General features: G+C 66.0%; 14 protein-coding genes. All 14 read left to right on the forward strand.

Annotated features, from left to right (window positions below):
• Positions 1–7: 7 nt before the first annotated feature.
• The 14 genes from VQ071_RS20465 to VQ071_RS20530 all read left to right on the forward strand — a co-directional run bounded on the left by VQ071_RS20465 (position 8) and on the right by VQ071_RS20530 (position 16,368).
• Positions 8–991 (forward strand): polysaccharide pyruvyl transferase family protein, encoded by a 984-nt coding sequence (locus VQ071_RS20465; RefSeq protein WP_340516053.1) that lies wholly within the window; start codon positions 8–10, stop codon positions 989–991.
• Positions 988–2,421 carry a sugar phosphate nucleotidyltransferase gene (locus VQ071_RS20470; protein ID WP_340516054.1) on the forward strand — a complete coding sequence of 478 codons (1,434 nt, stop codon included), beginning with the start codon at positions 988–990 and terminating at the stop codon, positions 2,419–2,421. The genes VQ071_RS20465 and VQ071_RS20470 overlap by 4 nt, the downstream gene beginning before the upstream one ends.
• A gap of 11 nt (positions 2,422–2,432) precedes the next feature.
• Complete coding sequence (locus VQ071_RS20475) at positions 2,433–3,773, forward strand: UDP-glucose dehydrogenase family protein (RefSeq protein WP_340516056.1); 1,341 nt, start codon at positions 2,433–2,435, stop codon at positions 3,771–3,773.
• 31 nt (positions 3,774–3,804) lie between these two features.
• Complete coding sequence (locus tag VQ071_RS20480) at positions 3,805–6,177, forward strand: hypothetical protein (RefSeq protein ID WP_340516057.1); 2,373 nt, start codon at positions 3,805–3,807, stop codon at positions 6,175–6,177.
• A 76-nt stretch (positions 6,178–6,253) separates the two neighbouring features.
• Positions 6,254–7,621 carry a sulfotransferase family protein gene (locus VQ071_RS20485; protein ID WP_340516058.1) on the forward strand — a complete coding sequence of 456 codons (1,368 nt, stop codon included), beginning with the start codon at positions 6,254–6,256 and terminating at the stop codon, positions 7,619–7,621.
• Positions 7,618–9,672 carry an asparagine synthase-related protein gene (locus tag VQ071_RS20490; protein WP_340516061.1) on the forward strand — a complete coding sequence of 685 codons (2,055 nt, stop codon included), beginning with the start codon at positions 7,618–7,620 and terminating at the stop codon, positions 9,670–9,672. The genes VQ071_RS20485 and VQ071_RS20490 overlap by 4 nt, the downstream gene beginning before the upstream one ends.
• Before the next feature lie 84 nt (positions 9,673–9,756).
• Positions 9,757–9,894 (forward strand): paeninodin family lasso peptide, encoded by a 138-nt coding sequence (locus tag VQ071_RS20495; RefSeq protein ID WP_340516062.1) that lies wholly within the window; start codon positions 9,757–9,759, stop codon positions 9,892–9,894.
• A gap of 228 nt (positions 9,895–10,122) precedes the next feature.
• The gene (locus VQ071_RS20500; RefSeq protein WP_340516063.1) at positions 10,123–11,142 is read left to right on the forward strand and encodes an HPr kinase/phosphorylase; all 1,020 of its coding nucleotides are present in this window, start codon (positions 10,123–10,125) and stop codon (positions 11,140–11,142) included.
• Complete coding sequence (locus VQ071_RS20505) at positions 11,139–11,441, forward strand: lasso peptide biosynthesis PqqD family chaperone (protein ID WP_340516064.1); 303 nt, start codon at positions 11,139–11,141, stop codon at positions 11,439–11,441. The genes VQ071_RS20500 and VQ071_RS20505 overlap by 4 nt, the downstream gene beginning before the upstream one ends.
• Complete coding sequence (locus tag VQ071_RS20510; RefSeq protein WP_340516120.1) at positions 11,441–11,929, forward strand: lasso peptide biosynthesis B2 protein; 489 nt, start codon at positions 11,441–11,443, stop codon at positions 11,927–11,929. The genes VQ071_RS20505 and VQ071_RS20510 overlap by 1 nt, the downstream gene beginning before the upstream one ends.
• A complete protein-coding gene (locus VQ071_RS20515) occupies positions 11,926–13,179 on the forward strand; it encodes a nucleotidyltransferase domain-containing protein (protein ID WP_340516065.1) in 1,254 nt (417 codons plus the stop codon). The genes VQ071_RS20510 and VQ071_RS20515 overlap by 4 nt, the downstream gene beginning before the upstream one ends.
• A 27-nt stretch (positions 13,180–13,206) precedes the next feature.
• A complete protein-coding gene (locus VQ071_RS20520) occupies positions 13,207–15,015 on the forward strand; it encodes an ABC transporter ATP-binding protein (protein ID WP_340516066.1) in 1,809 nt (602 codons plus the stop codon).
• A gap of 133 nt (positions 15,016–15,148) precedes the next feature.
• Positions 15,149–15,817 (forward strand): adenylyl-sulfate kinase, encoded by a 669-nt coding sequence (cysC, locus tag VQ071_RS20525; protein WP_340516121.1) that lies wholly within the window; start codon positions 15,149–15,151, stop codon positions 15,815–15,817.
• A gap of 29 nt (positions 15,818–15,846) precedes the next feature.
• Positions 15,847–16,368, forward strand: a complete 522-nt coding sequence (locus VQ071_RS20530) for a VanZ family protein (RefSeq protein ID WP_340516067.1) — start codon at positions 15,847–15,849, stop codon at positions 16,366–16,368.
• The last annotated feature ends 31 nt before the right edge of the window (positions 16,369–16,399 follow it).

Here is a 16,399-nt window from a genome sequence, read left to right on the forward strand (position 1 = left end):
AAAACGAATGAAAACCGCGACCGCGACTGCGCCGGGCCATCCGATGGATGAGCTCAAAAACAGGCTGAGGCTTATATTGAACGTCATTCCGCCCGGCTCGAACGTCTACTACATCGACTATCCCGTATACTCCAACGGCGGAGACCTGCTGATCATGAAGGGAACGGAAGCCTTTTTCAAGGAAAACGGCATCCGCGTGCGGGCCAGGTACAGCGCGTTCGACTTCCCGGACGGGCTGTCCGTGCCGAAGGACCATATCATCGTGCTGCAGGGCGGCGGCAACTTCGGCGATCTGTATCCCGTGCACCAGAAGCTGCGCGAGCGTGTCGTCGCCGGTTATCCGAAGCATCGCATCGTCATCCTGCCGCAGACGATCCACTACAAGGACGTGCGCGAGTTCGACCGGACGGCGGACATCCTGAACCGGCACCGCGACGTGCATCTGTACGTCCGCGACACGCTGTCGCTGGACATGGCGCGGGACAAGTTCAGACGCTGCAACGTCTACCTGTCTCCGGACATGGCGCATCAGCTGTGGCCGATCCGCGGCGGGAGCGAGCCTGAGCGGGAGCTGCTCCGCTTCATGCGCACCGACATCGAGAAGACGGCCGGACAGGAGCGGCTGACGGATGGCCGCGCGGGCGACGATCTGGATTGGGCGACGCTGTACAGCCGGACGGAGCAGCGTTCGATCCGCGTATTCGGCGACGTGCTGCGTTTCTCGAGAGGCAAGCTGCCTATGGGCAAGATCTGGAGCAAATATTCGGATCGGCTCGTGAGCAAGGCGGTCGACCGGTTCGCGTTGTACCGGACCGTACAGACGTCCAGGCTGCACGGCCATATACTGTCGTGCCTGATGGACAAGCCGAACGTTCTGTTCGACAATGCCTACGGCAAAAACGGCCGCTACTACCGCACCTGGACCCAGGGCATCGCGTCCGCGAAGCTGGCGGCGGAGCAGGCGGGCATGCAGAGCGGGGGGATGGCATGAAAATCGTGCTGCTGTCGGGCGGCTCCGGCAAGCGCCTGTGGCCGCTGTCCAACGATTCCCGGTCGAAGCAGTTCCTGAAGGTGCTGAAAAATCCGGACGGCGAGCCCGAATCGATGATTCAGCGCGTATGGCGTCAGATCGGGGACGCGGGCCTTGGCAACGACGCCTATGTGGCGACGGGCAGATCGCAGGTCGAGATTCTGTACGGACAGCTCGGCAGCGACGTGCGCCTGATCGCCGAGCCGGAGCGCAGGGACACATTCCCCGCGATCGCGCTGGCGGCGACATACCTGTATGCGATGGAGGGCATCAGCCTGTCCGAGACGGTCGTCGTCATGCCGGTCGATCCGTACGTGGACGACCGCTTCTTTACGGAGCTCGGGCGGCTCGAGGGCGCGCTCGCGGCGTCGGGCGCCGATCTGGCGCTGATCGGCGTGCAGCCGACTTATCCTTCGGAGAAGTACGGGTACATTGTGCCTGCGCCGGAGGGCGGCGCTGGTGCGGCTGCGAAGCCGGCTGCGGCCGCAGGATATGCGGACGGAGAGCAGGCGAGCGCCGCGGACCGGCCATACCATACCGTGCGCGGCTTCCGCGAGAAGCCGTCCAAGGCGGACGCCGAGGCGATGATCGCGCAGGGCGCGATGTGGAACTGCGGCGTGTTCGCCTTCAAGCTCGACTTTCTCATCAACATTCTGATCGCGCACGAGCTGCCGATCCAGTACGAGGAGATGGCGCGGCGCTACGGCTCGCTGCCCAAGATCAGCTTCGACTACGAGGTCGTCGAGAAGGCGAACCGGATCGCGGCCGTCCGCTACGACGGCGCGTGGAAGGATCTCGGCACATGGAACACGCTCACCGAGGAGATTGCCGCCCCGCTCACCGGCAAGGGGCTTATCTCGGCGCATACGACGAACGCGCATGTCATCAACGAGCTGGAGGTGCCGATCGCGGTGCTGGGCCTGTCCGACGTCATCGTGGCGGCGAGTCCGGACGGCATCCTCGTGGCCGACAAGTCGCTCAGCCCGCTCGTCAAAGACATGCTCAAGTCCTCGGAGCAGCGTCCGATGTACGAGGAGCGGCGCTGGGGACGCTATCGCGTCCTGGACTACGCCGTATATCCGGACGGCCGCGAGGTGCTGACCAAGCGCATCTTCATCGCTGCCGGGCGCAATCTGAGCTATCAATACCACAGCCTGCGGGACGAAGTGTGGACCGTGATGGCCGGGCGCGGCACATTCGTGATCGACGGGCGGCTGCAGACCGTCGCGGCGGGCGACGTGCTGCAGATACCGAAGGAATGCCGGCACAGCGTGCTGGCCGAGTCCGATCTCGAGATCATCGAGGTGCAGACCGGCACGATGCTGATCGAAGAGGATATCGTCCGGCTGGAGCTGGCCTGGGACGAGATCGTACAGCTTTGCAAGACATAGGAGGGGTCGATTTGAAAATCGCGGTTATAGGCGCCGGCTACGTCGGTCTCGTGTCGGGCATCTGCTACGCGGAGCTCGGACATACGGTCGTCTGCGTCGACAAGGATCCGTACAAAATCGCCACGCTGCAGAGCGGAGGCATCCCGATCTACGAGCCGGGACTTGAGGAGCTGTCCCGGCGCGGCGTATCCGGGGGCAGGCTTCGCTATACGCACGACCTGCGCGAAGCCGTGCGCGGCGCGGATCTCGTCGTCATCGCGGTCGGCACGCCTCCGCTGCCGAGCGGCGAAGCCGATCTGTCCTACATCGAGGGCGCAGCCGCCGAGATCGCGGACGCGCTGGACGGCTACGCCATCGTCGCCGTCAAGAGCACCGTCCCCGTCGGCACGAACGAGCGGGTGCGCGATCTGATCCGCGCGCGGACCGACGTGCCGTTCGACAGCGTCTCGCTGCCGGAATTTCTGCGCGAGGGCTCGGCTGTCCGCGATACGCTCGAGCCGGATCGGGTCGTGATCGGCGCCGATTCGCCCGCGGCCGCCGAGCGGGTCGCGGAGCTGCACAGGCCGCTGACGAACCATGTCATGGTGACCGACATCCGCAGCGCGGAGATGCTGAAGTACGCGTCCAACGCCTTCCTCGCGACCAAGATCTCGTTCATCAACGAGATTGCCAACATCTGCGAGAAGGTCGGCGCAGACGTGACCCAGGTCGCAGCGGGCATGGGACTCGACCGGCGGATCGGCCCATCCTTTCTGGGCGCGGGCATCGGCTACGGCGGCTCCTGCTTCCCCAAGGATACGCGTGCGCTCATCCAGATCGCGGGCCATGTCGAGTACGAATTCAAGCTGCTAAGGTCGGTCGTCGAGGTGAACCGGGATCAGCGCATGCGCATCCCCTCCAAGCTCGAGACGATCTTCGGCGGCGACCTGCGGGGCAAGACGATCGCGGTATGGGGACTCGCCTTTAAGCCGAATACGGACGACGTGCGCGAGTCGCCCGCACACGAGATCATCCGCCATCTGACGGATCGCGGCGTACAGGTGAGAGCCTACGATCCGGTCGCGATGAATAGCTTCCGCAGCCACTACGGGGACGGGGACGTCGTCTGGTGCGACAGCGCGCTGGAGGCGGCGCGCGGCGCGGACGCGCTGTGCCTGCTGACCGAGTGGGAGGCGTTCGCGCGGGTCGATCTGCACGAGCTGCAGGACACGCTGCGCCGCCCGATTCTGATCGACGGCCGCAACGTATTCAAGGAAGCGGATCTTGCCGGTACGGCATTCATCTACTATTCCATCGGCCGTCCAAGCCTGAATCAAGGTGTCAGAGAGGAGATGCCAAGCCTCCTATATTAATAGGAAGGAAGCCGGGAAGGAGCACCGCAGCATGAGCAGGAAAACAGTCTGGCTCCTGGCGTACGGCATGCTTGCCGTGCTGTTCCCGGGGGTCGGGCAAAGGGACGGAGCCGACGGCTATGAAGCCGACGCCGACATTCAGGCCGACCGGGCCATCGCCGGCGGACATTCGCTCGCACTGCGGGCATACGCGGCAGCGGCCGCGAATCCGCTCGTCGGAGCCGGCATATCGTCTTCTCCGGCGCCGGGCATCGGGGATCCGCTGGGAGACTTCGGATTGACCGACGTCCGCGCCAACGTCTATATCGCGCACGACAATCCCGGCTATTACGGCGGGGATACGAGCAGGGCCGTGCGGGCCACCGTATCGCCGGGCATGCTCGTCTACAAGTCGGACGCCGACATGACTTCCTTTTCGGTGCGCAGCTATTATTTTGCCGGGCTCGCGCTCAAGAAGCTGAAGTTCTACGTCTCCGCAGACGGCAAGCAGTATTCGGAGATACCCGCCGCGTCCTATCCGTCGGGCGATCCGGCGAACAACTGGCAGCCGTACGCCTATGAGAATATGGCACTGCCCGCCGGTACGCGTTATCTGAAGATCGAGCTGCTCGGCAAGGACAAAGCCTGGACGCCGCAGCTGTCCGAGGTGGCGATCAATCTGAACACGGCGTCGGCGACGCTGACGACGACCAAGATCGCCGGCGGCGTGCAGGCGACGCTGGACACGGCGACGGAGGGCGCCCGCATCTACTACCGGCTGAGCAAGGGAGTGGACTATACGCTCTACAAGTCGCCGCTGCAGCTCAAGGGCTACAACCAGCTGGAGGCGTACGCCGTCAAGGACGGACGCATGCCGAGCCCGGTCCGCAGCTATCCGGTCAATGCGAGTGCGGACGTGACGCTCGACCGGTTCGGCCAGATGGAGACGGCGAAGTTCACGGGCAAGGTGACGAGCGAATTGCAGCTGGCCGCGGATGTCGCGGTCGACGCCGCGTACTACGGCAGCCTGGAGCCGCCGGCCGACCGCGACGCGTACGGCGGTCTGGATGGGAGCGCGGCCAAGTACGGCCTGAAGGCGAAGGGCTACTTCGCCATTCAGAAGCTGAACGGCCGCCCGGTCATGACGACGCCGTCTGGCAATCTGTACTTCAGCCTCGCGGTCAACGGCGTCACGGCCAACGAGACCTATTCGCTCGTGAAGGGGCGGGAGACGAAGTACGAGTATGTGCCGCCCTATGCGGGCGAGTACAAGCCGGCCTATCTCGGGACAGACAGCTTCTCCTACTACGTGGCGAACAAGTATCGCAAGACCGGTTTTTTTCCGACGGAACACAATATTTATATGGAAGCGATCGGCCGGCTGCAAAAGTGGGGCTTCAACGGCATCGGCGCCTTCTCGCCGGAGAAGTACGGGGAGGAGGGACTGTTCCCTTACGTCCGGATGCTGCCCCTGGAGGGGATGAGCTGGGCCAAGCTCGACGGCCTGTCGCTGTTCGACATCTACGCGCCGGGAGCGGAGGCCAAGCTGGATCAGGCGTTCGCCCAGGCGGTCGCGCCGTATCAGGACGATCCGATGCTGGTCGGCTATTTTATCGGCAACGAATACGATTATACGAAGTTTTTTGCCCAGGTGCCCAAGCTCAAGGCAAGCAAGGCGGCGATCAAGGGCAGGCTGGTCGAGCGGCTCAAGGCCAAGTACGTCACGATCGCGGCGTTCAATACGGCCTGGAAGACGCGCTACAAGTCGTTCGACGAGCTGAAAAACGCCGCGCTTCCGGTATCGACGACAGCGGCCTGGCAGGATATGAACGCGTTGTTTGCGGAATATTTGGACCGTTTCTTCGGCACGGTATCCCGCCTCTACCGCAAGTACGATCCGAACCATCTGCTGCTCGGCGACCGCTGGCTCGTGACCGCCTTCCGGGACGACAAGCTGCGCGGCATGCTGGCCGCGGCCGAGGGCAAGTACGTCGACGTCGTCAGCGTCAACTATTACTCGCACAAGCTTGAGCTTGATATGCTGAGCGATCTGTACAAGAAGAGCGGCAAGCCGATCCTCATGAGCGAGTTCGGCTTCGGCACGACGGAGCAGGGACTCGAGCAGCTGGTCAAAAAGGCGGCGGACGATCAGTATCAGCGCGGATTGCGCTACCGCAGCTATGTGGAAGGCGCGGCCGCACTGCCTTATGTCGTCGGAGCCAACGTGTTCAACTATGTGGATCAGGCGGGGCTCGGGCGATACTGGCAGGGGACTTGGGGCGAGCATTACAACTCCGGGCTCGTCAACGTCGCGGACCGGCCGTACAAGGATTATGCGGCAGCCGCCAAGACGACGAACGACGATATCTACAAGATCATGCTCGGCCAGCGGACCAAGTACGATTACGATGCCAATCGGAAATGAGGCCGGCGGCAAGCGGTCGTACAGCGGCCGTACATAGGAACAGTTCATCACCTGATGCAAAGGAGGCGTCCGCCGGATGGTCGACGAACAGGGCAACAATCTCGTGTTCCTGCTGTGCACGCCGAGGAGCGGCAGCTCCCTGGCCACGGTCATGCTGCAGAACCATAGCCGCATATTCGCCGCTCAGGAGATGTGGTTTCTGATGAGCCTGCTCGACCTGAAGGCGGCGCCGAGGCGCGCCTACGGCGGCGGGGCGATTCTCGAGCGGTTTTTCGGCGGCGTGCTGCCGGAGGACACGTTCGCGGACGCGTGCCGATCGTTCGCCTTGCAGGCCTACAACGGCCTGCTGCGCGGCGGCGGCGGCGCGGACATCGTCGTCGACAAGTCGCCCCGCTACTACTACCTGCTGGAGTTCCTGGACGTGCTGTTCCCGAAGTCGCGGCGCATCTGGCTCATCCGCAATCCGCTGGCCGTGCTCGCTTCCTACAAGAAGCTCGGCGCGTCCCGGGGCGGCGCCTCCGATCTGGCGGGCTTGCTGACCGGTCCCGCGTTCGATATCAAGGCGGCCGATCTGACGATCGGGCTGCTGCGGTACTGCGGCTACTTCGCAGGGAACGATCCGCACGCCTACCGGCTGCGCTACGAGCGGCTGGTCGCCGATCCCGAGACGGAGCTGGCGGGCGTATGCCGCTTCCTCGGCATCCCGTACGAGGCAGGTATGGAGCGGTACGGCGAGCGGATGAACACGGCGAAGTCGGAGCTGTACTTCAGCATGGGCGTCGGCGATCCGAACGTGGCCGACCATGCGGCGCCGCATCAAGCGTCGGTCGATGCGTGGAAGGACGTGCTCACGAAGCGGGAAGTCGAGCTGTACGTGCGGCTGCTCGGAGCGCGAGCGTTCGAGACGCTCGGCTACGGCGAGGAGCTGGCGGAGGCGGAGCGCTGGACCGGCGTCCGCTTCGGGCGTGAGCCGGACGAGCGGCTGCTGGCGCTTCGCGAGCGGCAGCTGGCGGAGGCGACCGGCTGCCGGTGGGAGCCGGGGTATGCGATGCGCTCGGGCGCAGGCAGCGCAGGGCCGGGTGAGGTGGCCGGTGCGGCGGCGAATATGACGGCGAGCGCAGCGTCGGGCGGACCGGCGGCAGCGAGTGCGGCTGCGGGTGCGGAGACAGCCGGACGAGCGGCCGCCAGTACGGCGGCGGGCGGACCGGCGGCAGCGGCAAATGCGGCATCCGGCGGGCAGCCGGAAGCGCAGCTGCAGCAGCTGCGCATGACGGTCCGCGCGCTGGAGCTGCGAATCGAAGCCGGCCTGCGGGAGCGGCAGCTGCTGCAGACCCGGCTCGCGGCGATGAAGCGCAAGTCCGGCTGGCTGAAGTCGGCGCTCCCGCTGGGCCGGCGGCTGACCCGCTTCGCTGCGGCTTATATGGCCGGCGGAGGGCGCAAGTGAGCGCGCTCGCAGGCATCGTCCGATTCGACGGGCAGGCCGCGGATGCCGCGGACGGCGAAGCGATGATGAGCGCCATGCGCGGATATGTCGCGGACGACGAGCGGACATGGCGCGGAGGTCCGGCCTTCCTCGGCTGCCGCATCCGATGGATCACGCCCGAATCCGTTCGGGAGCGCATGCCGGACGGCAGCGGGGATGGAGGCAGGGGCGGCGAAGCGCCGGATAGACGGGACCCGGATGGCGGGAGCGGATTGGCGGAGCAGCGGCTGCGCATCGTCGCGGACGCGATCATCGACAACCGCCGGGAGCTGTTCGAGCGGCTCGGGGTAGACGCCGGCCGTCGCGGCGCGATGACGGACAGCGAGCTGATCCTGCTCGCGTACCGCAGATGGGGGCCGGAGACGCCGGCCTATCTGATCGGCGACTTCGCGTTCATGATCTGGGACGAGACGCGACGGCGGCTGTTCGGCGCACGTGACCTGTTCGGCAGCCGCTCGCTCTACTACCATATCGACGCCAGGCGCTATGCCTTCGCCACGACGATGAGCCCGCTGCTCGCGCTGCCGGATGCGGCTCTACGGCTGGACGAGTCCTGGCTCGCCGAATTTATGGCGATTCCGGAGATGTTCGAATGTACGGACGCCGGTGCGACGCCGTACCGGGGCATCCGTCAGGTGCCGCCGGGCCATGCGGTCGTCGTCGCGGACGGACGCGCCGAGCTGTCCCGCTACGGCTCGATCGAGCCGGACGGGCCGCTGCGGCTCGGATCGGACGGCGAATACGCCGAGGCGATGCGGGACGTATTCGGCGAGGCCGTGCGCTGCCGGCTTCGCACGCATCGCGGGGTCGCGGCGACGCTGAGCGGCGGCCTCGACTCGGGGGCGGTCGCGGGCTTCGCCGCGCAGGCGCTGCGCGAGCAGGGCAAGACGTTGCAAGCGTACAGCAGCGTCCCGGTCCGGGACTTCACGGACTGGACGCCGGGCCATGCGGCGGCGGACGAGCGGCCGTATATCGAAGCGACGGTCCGGCATGTCGGCAACATCGAGCAGCATTACATGGGCTTCGAGGGGATCAGCCCGCTCTCCGAGATCGACGAATGGCTTGATCTGCTGGAGGTTCCTTACAAGTTTTTTGAGAATTCCCATTGGCTGAAGGGCATTCACGAGCAGGCGGGCAGGCAGGGCGCGGGCGTGCTGCTGACCGGGGCGCGCGGCAACTTCACGGTGTCGTGGGGGCCGGCGTTGGACTATTATGCGCAGCTGCTGCGGCGCATGAAGTGGCTGCGGCTCTCGCGGGAGCTGCGCTTGTTCGGCGCGAACAAAGGAGTTGGCCGGCGTCGCCTGCTCGGCGCAGTCGGACGGCTGGCGCTCCCGGCGCTGGCGGGCCGATCGCGGGCTGGCGGCGAGCCCGATCTGCCGTCGATGCTCATCCATCCCGACTTCGCGGCGCATACCCGCGTATTCGACAGGCTGCGCAGCGGCCGGGCCGGCGCCGGATCGGGGAGCGCGGGAGCGGTGGGCATCGTCGCCGGCATGCGCGGCGCCGGGAGCGGCAGAGCGGCGGACCCGTTTGCGGTTCGCCGCGACAAGCTTGCCAGCCTGGCGGCCGCGAACAAGAACGGCGCGACGGCGACCAAGCTGTCGCTGCGGTACGGCGTCTGGGAGCGCGATCCGACCTGCGACCTGCGGGTCGTGCGGTTCTGCCTCGCGGTGCCGGTCGAGCAGTACGTGCGGGACGGCATGGACCGCGCCCTGATCCGGCGGGCGACCGAGTCGCTGCTGCCGGACGAGGTGCGGCTCAATCAGCGGGTGCGCGGCATCCAGGGCGCGGATTGGCTTCACCGGGCCGCGCCGATGTGGCCGCTTTTGCTAGACGAGGTGCGGCGGCTGTGCGCCGATTCGGCGGCGGCCGGCTATCTCAACGTCGACCGCATCCGGGCCGCCGCGGCAGGCATCGGCAGGGAGCCGCGCCCCGAGCTCGCTTTTCACCCGGAGATGAGACTGCTGCTGCGCAGCGTGATCCTGTACCGCTTCATCAAGCGTCACGCCTGACGGTGGGGGGGGACCGGAGCAGCTTGCCGATCAATCGCTTGCCGATCAATCCTGTCCATATGCCCTTGAAAGGAGGTGAAAACAATGGAAAATCGCACGAAGCAACAATGGCAAACGCCTGAGCTCGAAACGTTGAACGTCAGCGAAACGATGTACGGGAAGGGCACGACCCACATCGACTTCGTTACGACGGAAGACATGGACATCTACACTCCGAGCTGAGCCGGATGGTCCGCGTTAGCCAAAGCGTCCTTGTGCAGCCTATGGGCTGTACAAGGGCTTCTTTGCCTATAAGTGGGAGCAGGCCGCGGACGAAGTGTGGACGTAGATTAACAGTGGGCAGTCAGATGACCGGTTGGGGAACGAAGTGTGAACGTAGATCAACAGTCGGCGCTCAGGTGGCCGGATGGCAAAGTGAATTCAAATTGTATCCGAAAGGAAGTGAGTCCTATGATCGACGCGGTATTGGCGGAGCGGACGAGTACGGTGTACCGGGCGTTCGGACTCAGCGTGGCGAGCCGAATCCCCTTGCCCGAGCTGCCGCTGTACGACGGTGCAAAGCCGGGCATAGCGGCGGCAGCGCCCGACACGGCGAATAGCGGCATCCGCAAGGCCGGTCTCGCGGCGGCCGAGGCGGACGTCGTCATCGACACGGCCGATCCCGCGCCGCTGCTGGCGGAGCTTGAGGTCAGCGGCAGCAATTTCTCGCGCACGCGCGGGGGCAGCCGGTTCTTGTTCCTCATCCCGGAGACGGCTGTCTATTGCATCGACCAGGGGCGCTCGATCGCAGTCGCGCCGCTGCCCGGCGCCGATCCGGAGAAGGTGCGCGTCTACCTGCTCGGCACCTGCTTCGGCGCGCTGCTCCTCATGCGCGGGCTGCTGCCGCTGCATGGCAGCGCGGTCGTCATCGGCGGCAAGGCTTACGCCTTCGCGGGCGAATCCGGCGCGGGCAAGTCGACGCTGGCTGCGGCGCTCGTCGGCACGGGACATCGTCTCGTCAGCGACGATGTGGTGGCGATTGCGACGGGACCGTACGGCATTCCTGTCGTCATGCCCGCCTATCCGCAGCAGAAGCTGTGGCGTGAGAGTCTCGACGGGCTTGGTTTCCGGGACGCTCCGTATCGAACGATCTACCGCGAGACCGAGAAGTTCGCGGTGCCGGTCGCGGACGGGTTCAAGGCCGATCCGGTGCCGCTGGCCGGCGTGTTCGAGCTGAAGCGGTCCGACGGGGAGCCGCTGGGCGTGCGTTCGCTGTCTGCGCTGGACGGCCTGCGCGTCATGCTGGAGCATACGTACCGGCACGCGCTCATTCCCCGGCTCGGCCTCGCGGAATGGCACTTCAACACCGCAGCCGCCATCGCTTCGCGTATTTTCGTCGGCAGGCTGTCTCGTCCACCGGTTGGATTTACTGCGCGGGAGCTCGCGGAGACGATCATTCGTTTTGACAAGGAAGGGGCGCTGGGACAATGAACGTTGACATGAAGGAAATGCAGGATGCCGATCAGCTCGTCGTCAGGTCGGAGGGCAATATGGTGAGCGACATGAACGGAGAGCGGGTCATGTTCAACGCCGGCACGGGCAAGTATTACAATCTCGGCCGCATCGGCGGCAGAATCTGGGATCTGATCGCCTCGCCGGTCGGCATCCATCGGCTCGTCGACGAGCTGACGGCGGAATACGAGATCGAGCGTGAGGTGTGCGAGCGTGAAGTCGGCGTCTTCCTGCGGCAGCTGTACCGCGAATCGCTGATCGAGGTGCGGTCGGCTTGATGCGCCGCATCGCCAAGTTCCTGCGATGGCCGGCGGAGCGCAAGCGGCTCATGCTCGAAGCCTGGTGCTGGCTGGCCTGGGCGCGCGTCATGAAGGCGATACCGTTCAAGCGTCTCGCGCCGACGCTCGGCAGGCCGATGACCGAGACGCCCCATGTGCACGATCTGTCCGCGGAGCGCGTCGTGCGCAGCATCTCGGAGGCGGTGCGCGTGATGAGCCGGCATACGTTCTGGGAGAGCCAATGCCTCGTGCAGGCGCTCGCGGCCAGGAAGATGCTGGAGCGGCGCAGCATGGACAGCACGCTGTATCTGGGCACCGCCAAGGACAAGCAAGGCAATCTGATCGCCCACGCCTGGCTGCGCAGCGGTCCCGTCTATCTGACGGGCGCGGGAGAGCGGCGGTTGTTCACGACGGTGGCGGCGTTCGGCACGGAACATTCGAACAGGACGGAGCACTCGAACAGGAAGGAAGTGAAGCGTACCCCATGAACCAATCCTACGGTCTCGACTTAGACAAATTGCCGGGCGAGCTGACCGCGATGCTGGAGGCGCTGCGAAGCGGTAGCGCCGGCCGTGCGAATGCCGCGAACGGGGCCGGCGGCTCCGGACAGCCGCAAGACCGCCTTCCGCAGCATATTCCCGCGAGCGACAGCGGCGTCTTGCAGCGCGCGTCCGCCTCCCCGTTGCCGCACATCGATTGGAATCAATTCATGAAGCTGGCCAGGCATCATCGCGTCTATCCGCAGATTCATGCCGAAGCCGGCGGCGGATTGATTCCGTCCGATGTGCTGCAAGCGCTGGCGGGCGATTGCCGCCGCAATACGTGGCGGATGCTCGCCCTCGGGGGCGAGCTGGACCGGGTATGCCGGTCGCTGGCGGAGCGAGGCGTGCGCTCGCTGGCGCTCAAGGGTCCGGCGCTGGCACAGCTTCTGTACGGAGACGTGTCGCTGCGCACGTCCAAGGATCTGGACATTCTCATCCCCGTAGCCGATTTGGAGCTGACGGAGCGGCTGCTTCAGAAGCTCGGCTATGCGGCGGACGATCCGATCCCTCGCGGCCTGGGCGATTGGAAGTGGAAAATCCATCATGTCGCCTTCACGCATCCGGGGACGGGCATTCAGATCGAGGTGCATTGGCGGCTGAACGGGGATATCGGCAAGGAGCCGTCGTTCGAGACGCTCTGGAACGCCAGGCAGCCGTCGGCGCTCTCCTCTGCGGTGCACATGCCGGGAGACGATCATCTGTTCATGTATCTCGTGACGCACGGTGCGCGGCACGGCTGGTTCCGGCTGCGCTGGCTGGCGGACATCGACCGGATGGTCCGTCGCGGCCAGGACTGGGCTGCGCTGGTCCCGCTGCTGCGCCGCTATCACGCGCTCGACCAGGCGGGGCAGGCGCTCGTGCTGGCCGCCGCGCTGCTGCATACGCCGATTCCGCGCGCGCTGCAGCCGCGCCTGTCTGCCGGCCGCGGGCCCGTGCTGGCTGCGCGCGCGCTGGGCTTCATTGCAGACGCCGTCGTGCTGACGACCGATCCGGGCGCGGGGGACGTATCGAAGGACTACAAGCGCTACTTGTTCGAGCTCAAGACGACGGGTCAAAAGTGGCGGTACGCGCTAACCCGGCTCTACCCGAGCTTTCGGGACGCCAAGGCGGTGCCGCTGCCGAAGTCGCTTTATTTTTTGTATTTCCCGCTCAGGCCGTTCGTCTGGCTGTGGCGGCAGGTGAGGCAGCAAGCGTGAGGCAGCAGTCATGAAGGGGGAAAAGAAGTGGGCGAGCTAAGATACTATCTGAACACGCTCCGCGCCTATGCGGGGCTGCGGCTGTACGGCCAGCTCGCCGCGATGGTCGCGCTCGGCCTGTTCGACGGCATCGGCATCTATATGCTCGTGCCGATGCTCGGCCTGCTTGGCCTGCTCGGCGCCGATGCGGGCGCGGGCAGCCTGCCGCTGGCGGCGGACGGGCTCGCGGCGCTGCGCCGGCTGCCCGAGGCATACGCGCTGCCCGTCCTGCTCGCGGCTTACGTGCTGGTCATGGCCGCGCAGGCACTGCTCCAGCGCGAGCAGAGCATCCGCAGCGCCCGGCTGCAGCAGGGCTTCGTCCGGCATCTGCGGCTGCGGCTGTACGAGGGACTGATGCGCGCGAACTGGCGCTTTTTCATCCGCAGCCGCAGGTCCGACTTCCATCATGTGCTCACCTCGGAGCTGGCGCGCGCGAGCCAGGCGACCTACCTGCTGCTGCAGCTCGTCTCCTCGCTCATCTTCACCGCCATCCAGGTCGGGATCGCCTTCTGGCTATCGGCGAAGCTGACGGCCGTCGTGCTCGTGAGCGGGGCTGCGATCGCGCTGTTCATGCGGCGCAGAATCCGGCGCGCCAAGGAGGTGGGCAGCCGGACCGGCGAGCTGTCCCAGCAATATTTTGCGGGATTGAACGACCACTTCAACGGAATCAAGGATATTAAGAGCAACCGGCTTGAGGCGTCGTATCTCGATTGGTTCCGCGCGCTGACCGGGCGGATGGAGGCCAACTTCTCCGCCTTCGCCCGGCTGCAGGCGACGACGGCGAGTCTGTACAAGATCTCGGCCGCGGCGCTGATCGCGCTGTTCGTGTACTTGGCCGTCGCGGCGCTGGATGTCGCGCCGGGCGAGCTGCTGCTCGTCGTCGTGCTGTTCGCGCGGCTGTGGCCGCGCTTCACGTCGATCCAATCGGGCGCGGAGCAGATCGGCTCCGCCATTCCTGCGCTGCGCAGCCTGCGCGAGCTGGAGCGCGATTGCGCCGAGGCCCGCGAATCGGAAGGCGGCGCAGCGGATCGCGGCGAGGCGGCGCTGTCCGTGCGGGAGAGCATCGAATGCCGCCATGTATATTTCAGATACGGCAGCGGCGATGCTGACGAATATGCGCTGCGGGACGTGAGTCTCGTCATCCCCGCCGGCAAGATGACGGCGATCGTCGGCAGGTCGGGTGCGGGCAAGAGCACGCTCGTGGACCTGCTGATGGGACTGCTCGAGCCCGAGCGCGGCGAGGTGCTGATCGACGGGGAACCCGTCGTGCGCGAGCGGCGGCTCGCGCTGCGCCATGCCGTGAGTTATGTGGCGCAGGACCCGTTTCTGTTCCATGCGAGCATCCGCGACAATCTGCTGGCCGTCCGGCCGGCGGCGAGCGAGGAGGAGCTGTGGGCGGCGCTGCGCTTCTCGGCGTCGGATGCGTTCGTGCAGCGGCTGCCGGAGGGGCTGGACACGGTCGTCGGCGACCGCGGCGTCCGGCTGTCGGGCGGGGAGCGGCAGCGGCTCGTGCTGGCGCGCGCGATCCTAAGAAAGCCGTCGATTCTCGTGCTGGACGAGGCGACCAGCGCGCTCGACGCCGACAACGAGGCGCTCATCCAGGAGGCGATCGACCGATTGAAGGGGAGGATGACGATCATCGTCATCGCCCACCGCCTGTCGACGATCCGGGGCGCAGACCAGGTTGTCGTGGTCGAGCGCGGCGAAGCGGCGGTCAGCAAGGAGCACGGCGGACTTCGGGCGCAGAGCGGGGGCGCGGCGGAGGAACGAATGGAGCAGGCGGCGGCGGTCCGCTAGGGGGAGCCGCGTCGATAATGGACACGGCGCTCGTCCGGCGAGGACGCACCGCTCCGCTACGGACATACGGCGGACGTTTGCAAGGAACGCACCGCGATCATAGGGAGGGATCGGGATGGCAATGGACGAAGCGATGGGGACGCTCGGCAAGGACGGCACGGCGATCGGGGAGACAGGCGGTGCGGACCGCAACGTCTCCTGGCAGCGTTCGGGCGTAGGCCGCGCGGACCGGGAGCGCAGGAGCGGCCATCCGGGCCGCGTCCTTTGGTTTACGGGCTTGTCCGGATCGGGCAAGACGACGCTCGCTTTTGCGCTGGAAAAGGAGCTGCACGAACGCGGCATCGCGTCCTATGTGCTGGACGGCGACAACGTCCGCCACGGACTCGGCCGCGATCTCGGCTTCACGGAAAGCGACCGCAAGGAGAACATCCGCAGAGTAGGCGAAGTGTCCAAGCTGTTCGTCGACGCCGGCATGATCGTGCTGGCCGCGCTCATCTCGCCGTCCGCCGAGGACCGGCGCATGGTCAGGGAGCTGTTCGGGCCCGGCGACTTCATGGAGATCTATGTGGATTGTCCGATCGAGGAATGCGAGCGCAGGGACCCGAAGGGTCTGTATCAAAAAGCGAGAAACGGGCAGATCCCGAACTTCACGGGCATCGATGCGCCGTACGATGTGCCGGAGCGCCCCGAGGTGGCGCTGGACACCCGGCGGCTGACCGTGGGGCAGTCCGTCGACGCCCTGATCGATTACCTGGAGGCGCGGGGCGATCTGCGGCCGAGGGCGCTTGAGACGCATCGCTAACAGCCAACATTCAAGAAGGAGGTCGGTGCATGACCTTTAAAAAGCACTGGATCAAGCCAGCCGCGCTGATCCTGCTGTGCGGCGTGATCGCCGCCATCATGATGCTGTCGTCGCAGCCGTACAAAGCCCAGACGATCCAGCCGCTGCTGCTGCGGACGCTGCCCTACGATACGGCCGAACGGTTGCTGCCCGCCGTGAGTATCCGGTACGACGGCCATGCGTACCGCAGGGACGTGAATCCGTACGGCATGATCGAGTTTCTGTTCCGCAAGGGTGCGCATATGTTCGTGTACGGCGCGCTGGCCGCCGCGGCCGCGCTCGCGCTGCGGCAGCTGCGTCTCAGGCCCGCCGCTGCGGCCGGGCTGGCCCTGCTCGTCGTGCTGGCCGTCGCGACGATCGACGAATGGAACCAGCGCTACTCGCAAGCCCGCACGCCGGCCTATCAGGACGTGCTGGTCGATCTGGCCGGGGGAGCGCTCAGCCTCACACTCTGCTTCGCCGTCTCCGCGCTGTATCGCCGGCTGACAGACGCCCGAACCTCGTCCGCATAGCGCGGACGAGGCTCGGGCGTCTTTTTTAGTT

This window comes from Cohnella sp. 56 (assembly GCF_037963805.1).
Lineage (GTDB): Bacteria > Bacillota > Bacilli > Paenibacillales > Paenibacillaceae > Cohnella.

Excerpts from the sequence above, each read along its gene's own strand:
- VQ071_RS20465 (WP_340516053.1), top strand. The coding sequence starts at position 8 with ATGAAAACCGCGACCGCGACTGCGCCGGGCCATCCGATGGATGAGCTC.
- VQ071_RS20470 (WP_340516054.1), top strand. The coding sequence starts at position 988 with ATGAAAATCGTGCTGCTGTCGGGCGGCTCCGGCAAGCGCCTGTGGCCG.
- VQ071_RS20480 (WP_340516057.1), top strand. The coding sequence starts at position 3,805 with ATGAGCAGGAAAACAGTCTGGCTCCTGGCGTACGGCATGCTTGCCGTG.
- VQ071_RS20485 (WP_340516058.1), top strand. The coding sequence starts at position 6,254 with ATGGTCGACGAACAGGGCAACAATCTCGTGTTCCTGCTGTGCACGCCG.
- VQ071_RS20495 (WP_340516062.1), top strand. The coding sequence starts at position 9,757 with ATGGAAAATCGCACGAAGCAACAATGGCAAACGCCTGAGCTCGAAACG.
- VQ071_RS20500 (WP_340516063.1), top strand. The coding sequence starts at position 10,123 with ATGATCGACGCGGTATTGGCGGAGCGGACGAGTACGGTGTACCGGGCG.
- VQ071_RS20505 (WP_340516064.1), top strand. The coding sequence starts at position 11,139 with ATGAACGTTGACATGAAGGAAATGCAGGATGCCGATCAGCTCGTCGTC.
- VQ071_RS20510 (WP_340516120.1), top strand. The coding sequence starts at position 11,441 with ATGCGCCGCATCGCCAAGTTCCTGCGATGGCCGGCGGAGCGCAAGCGG.
- VQ071_RS20515 (WP_340516065.1), top strand. The coding sequence starts at position 11,926 with ATGAACCAATCCTACGGTCTCGACTTAGACAAATTGCCGGGCGAGCTG.
- cysC (WP_340516121.1), top strand. The coding sequence starts at position 15,149 with ATGGGGACGCTCGGCAAGGACGGCACGGCGATCGGGGAGACAGGCGGT.
- VQ071_RS20530 (WP_340516067.1), top strand. The coding sequence starts at position 15,847 with ATGACCTTTAAAAAGCACTGGATCAAGCCAGCCGCGCTGATCCTGCTG.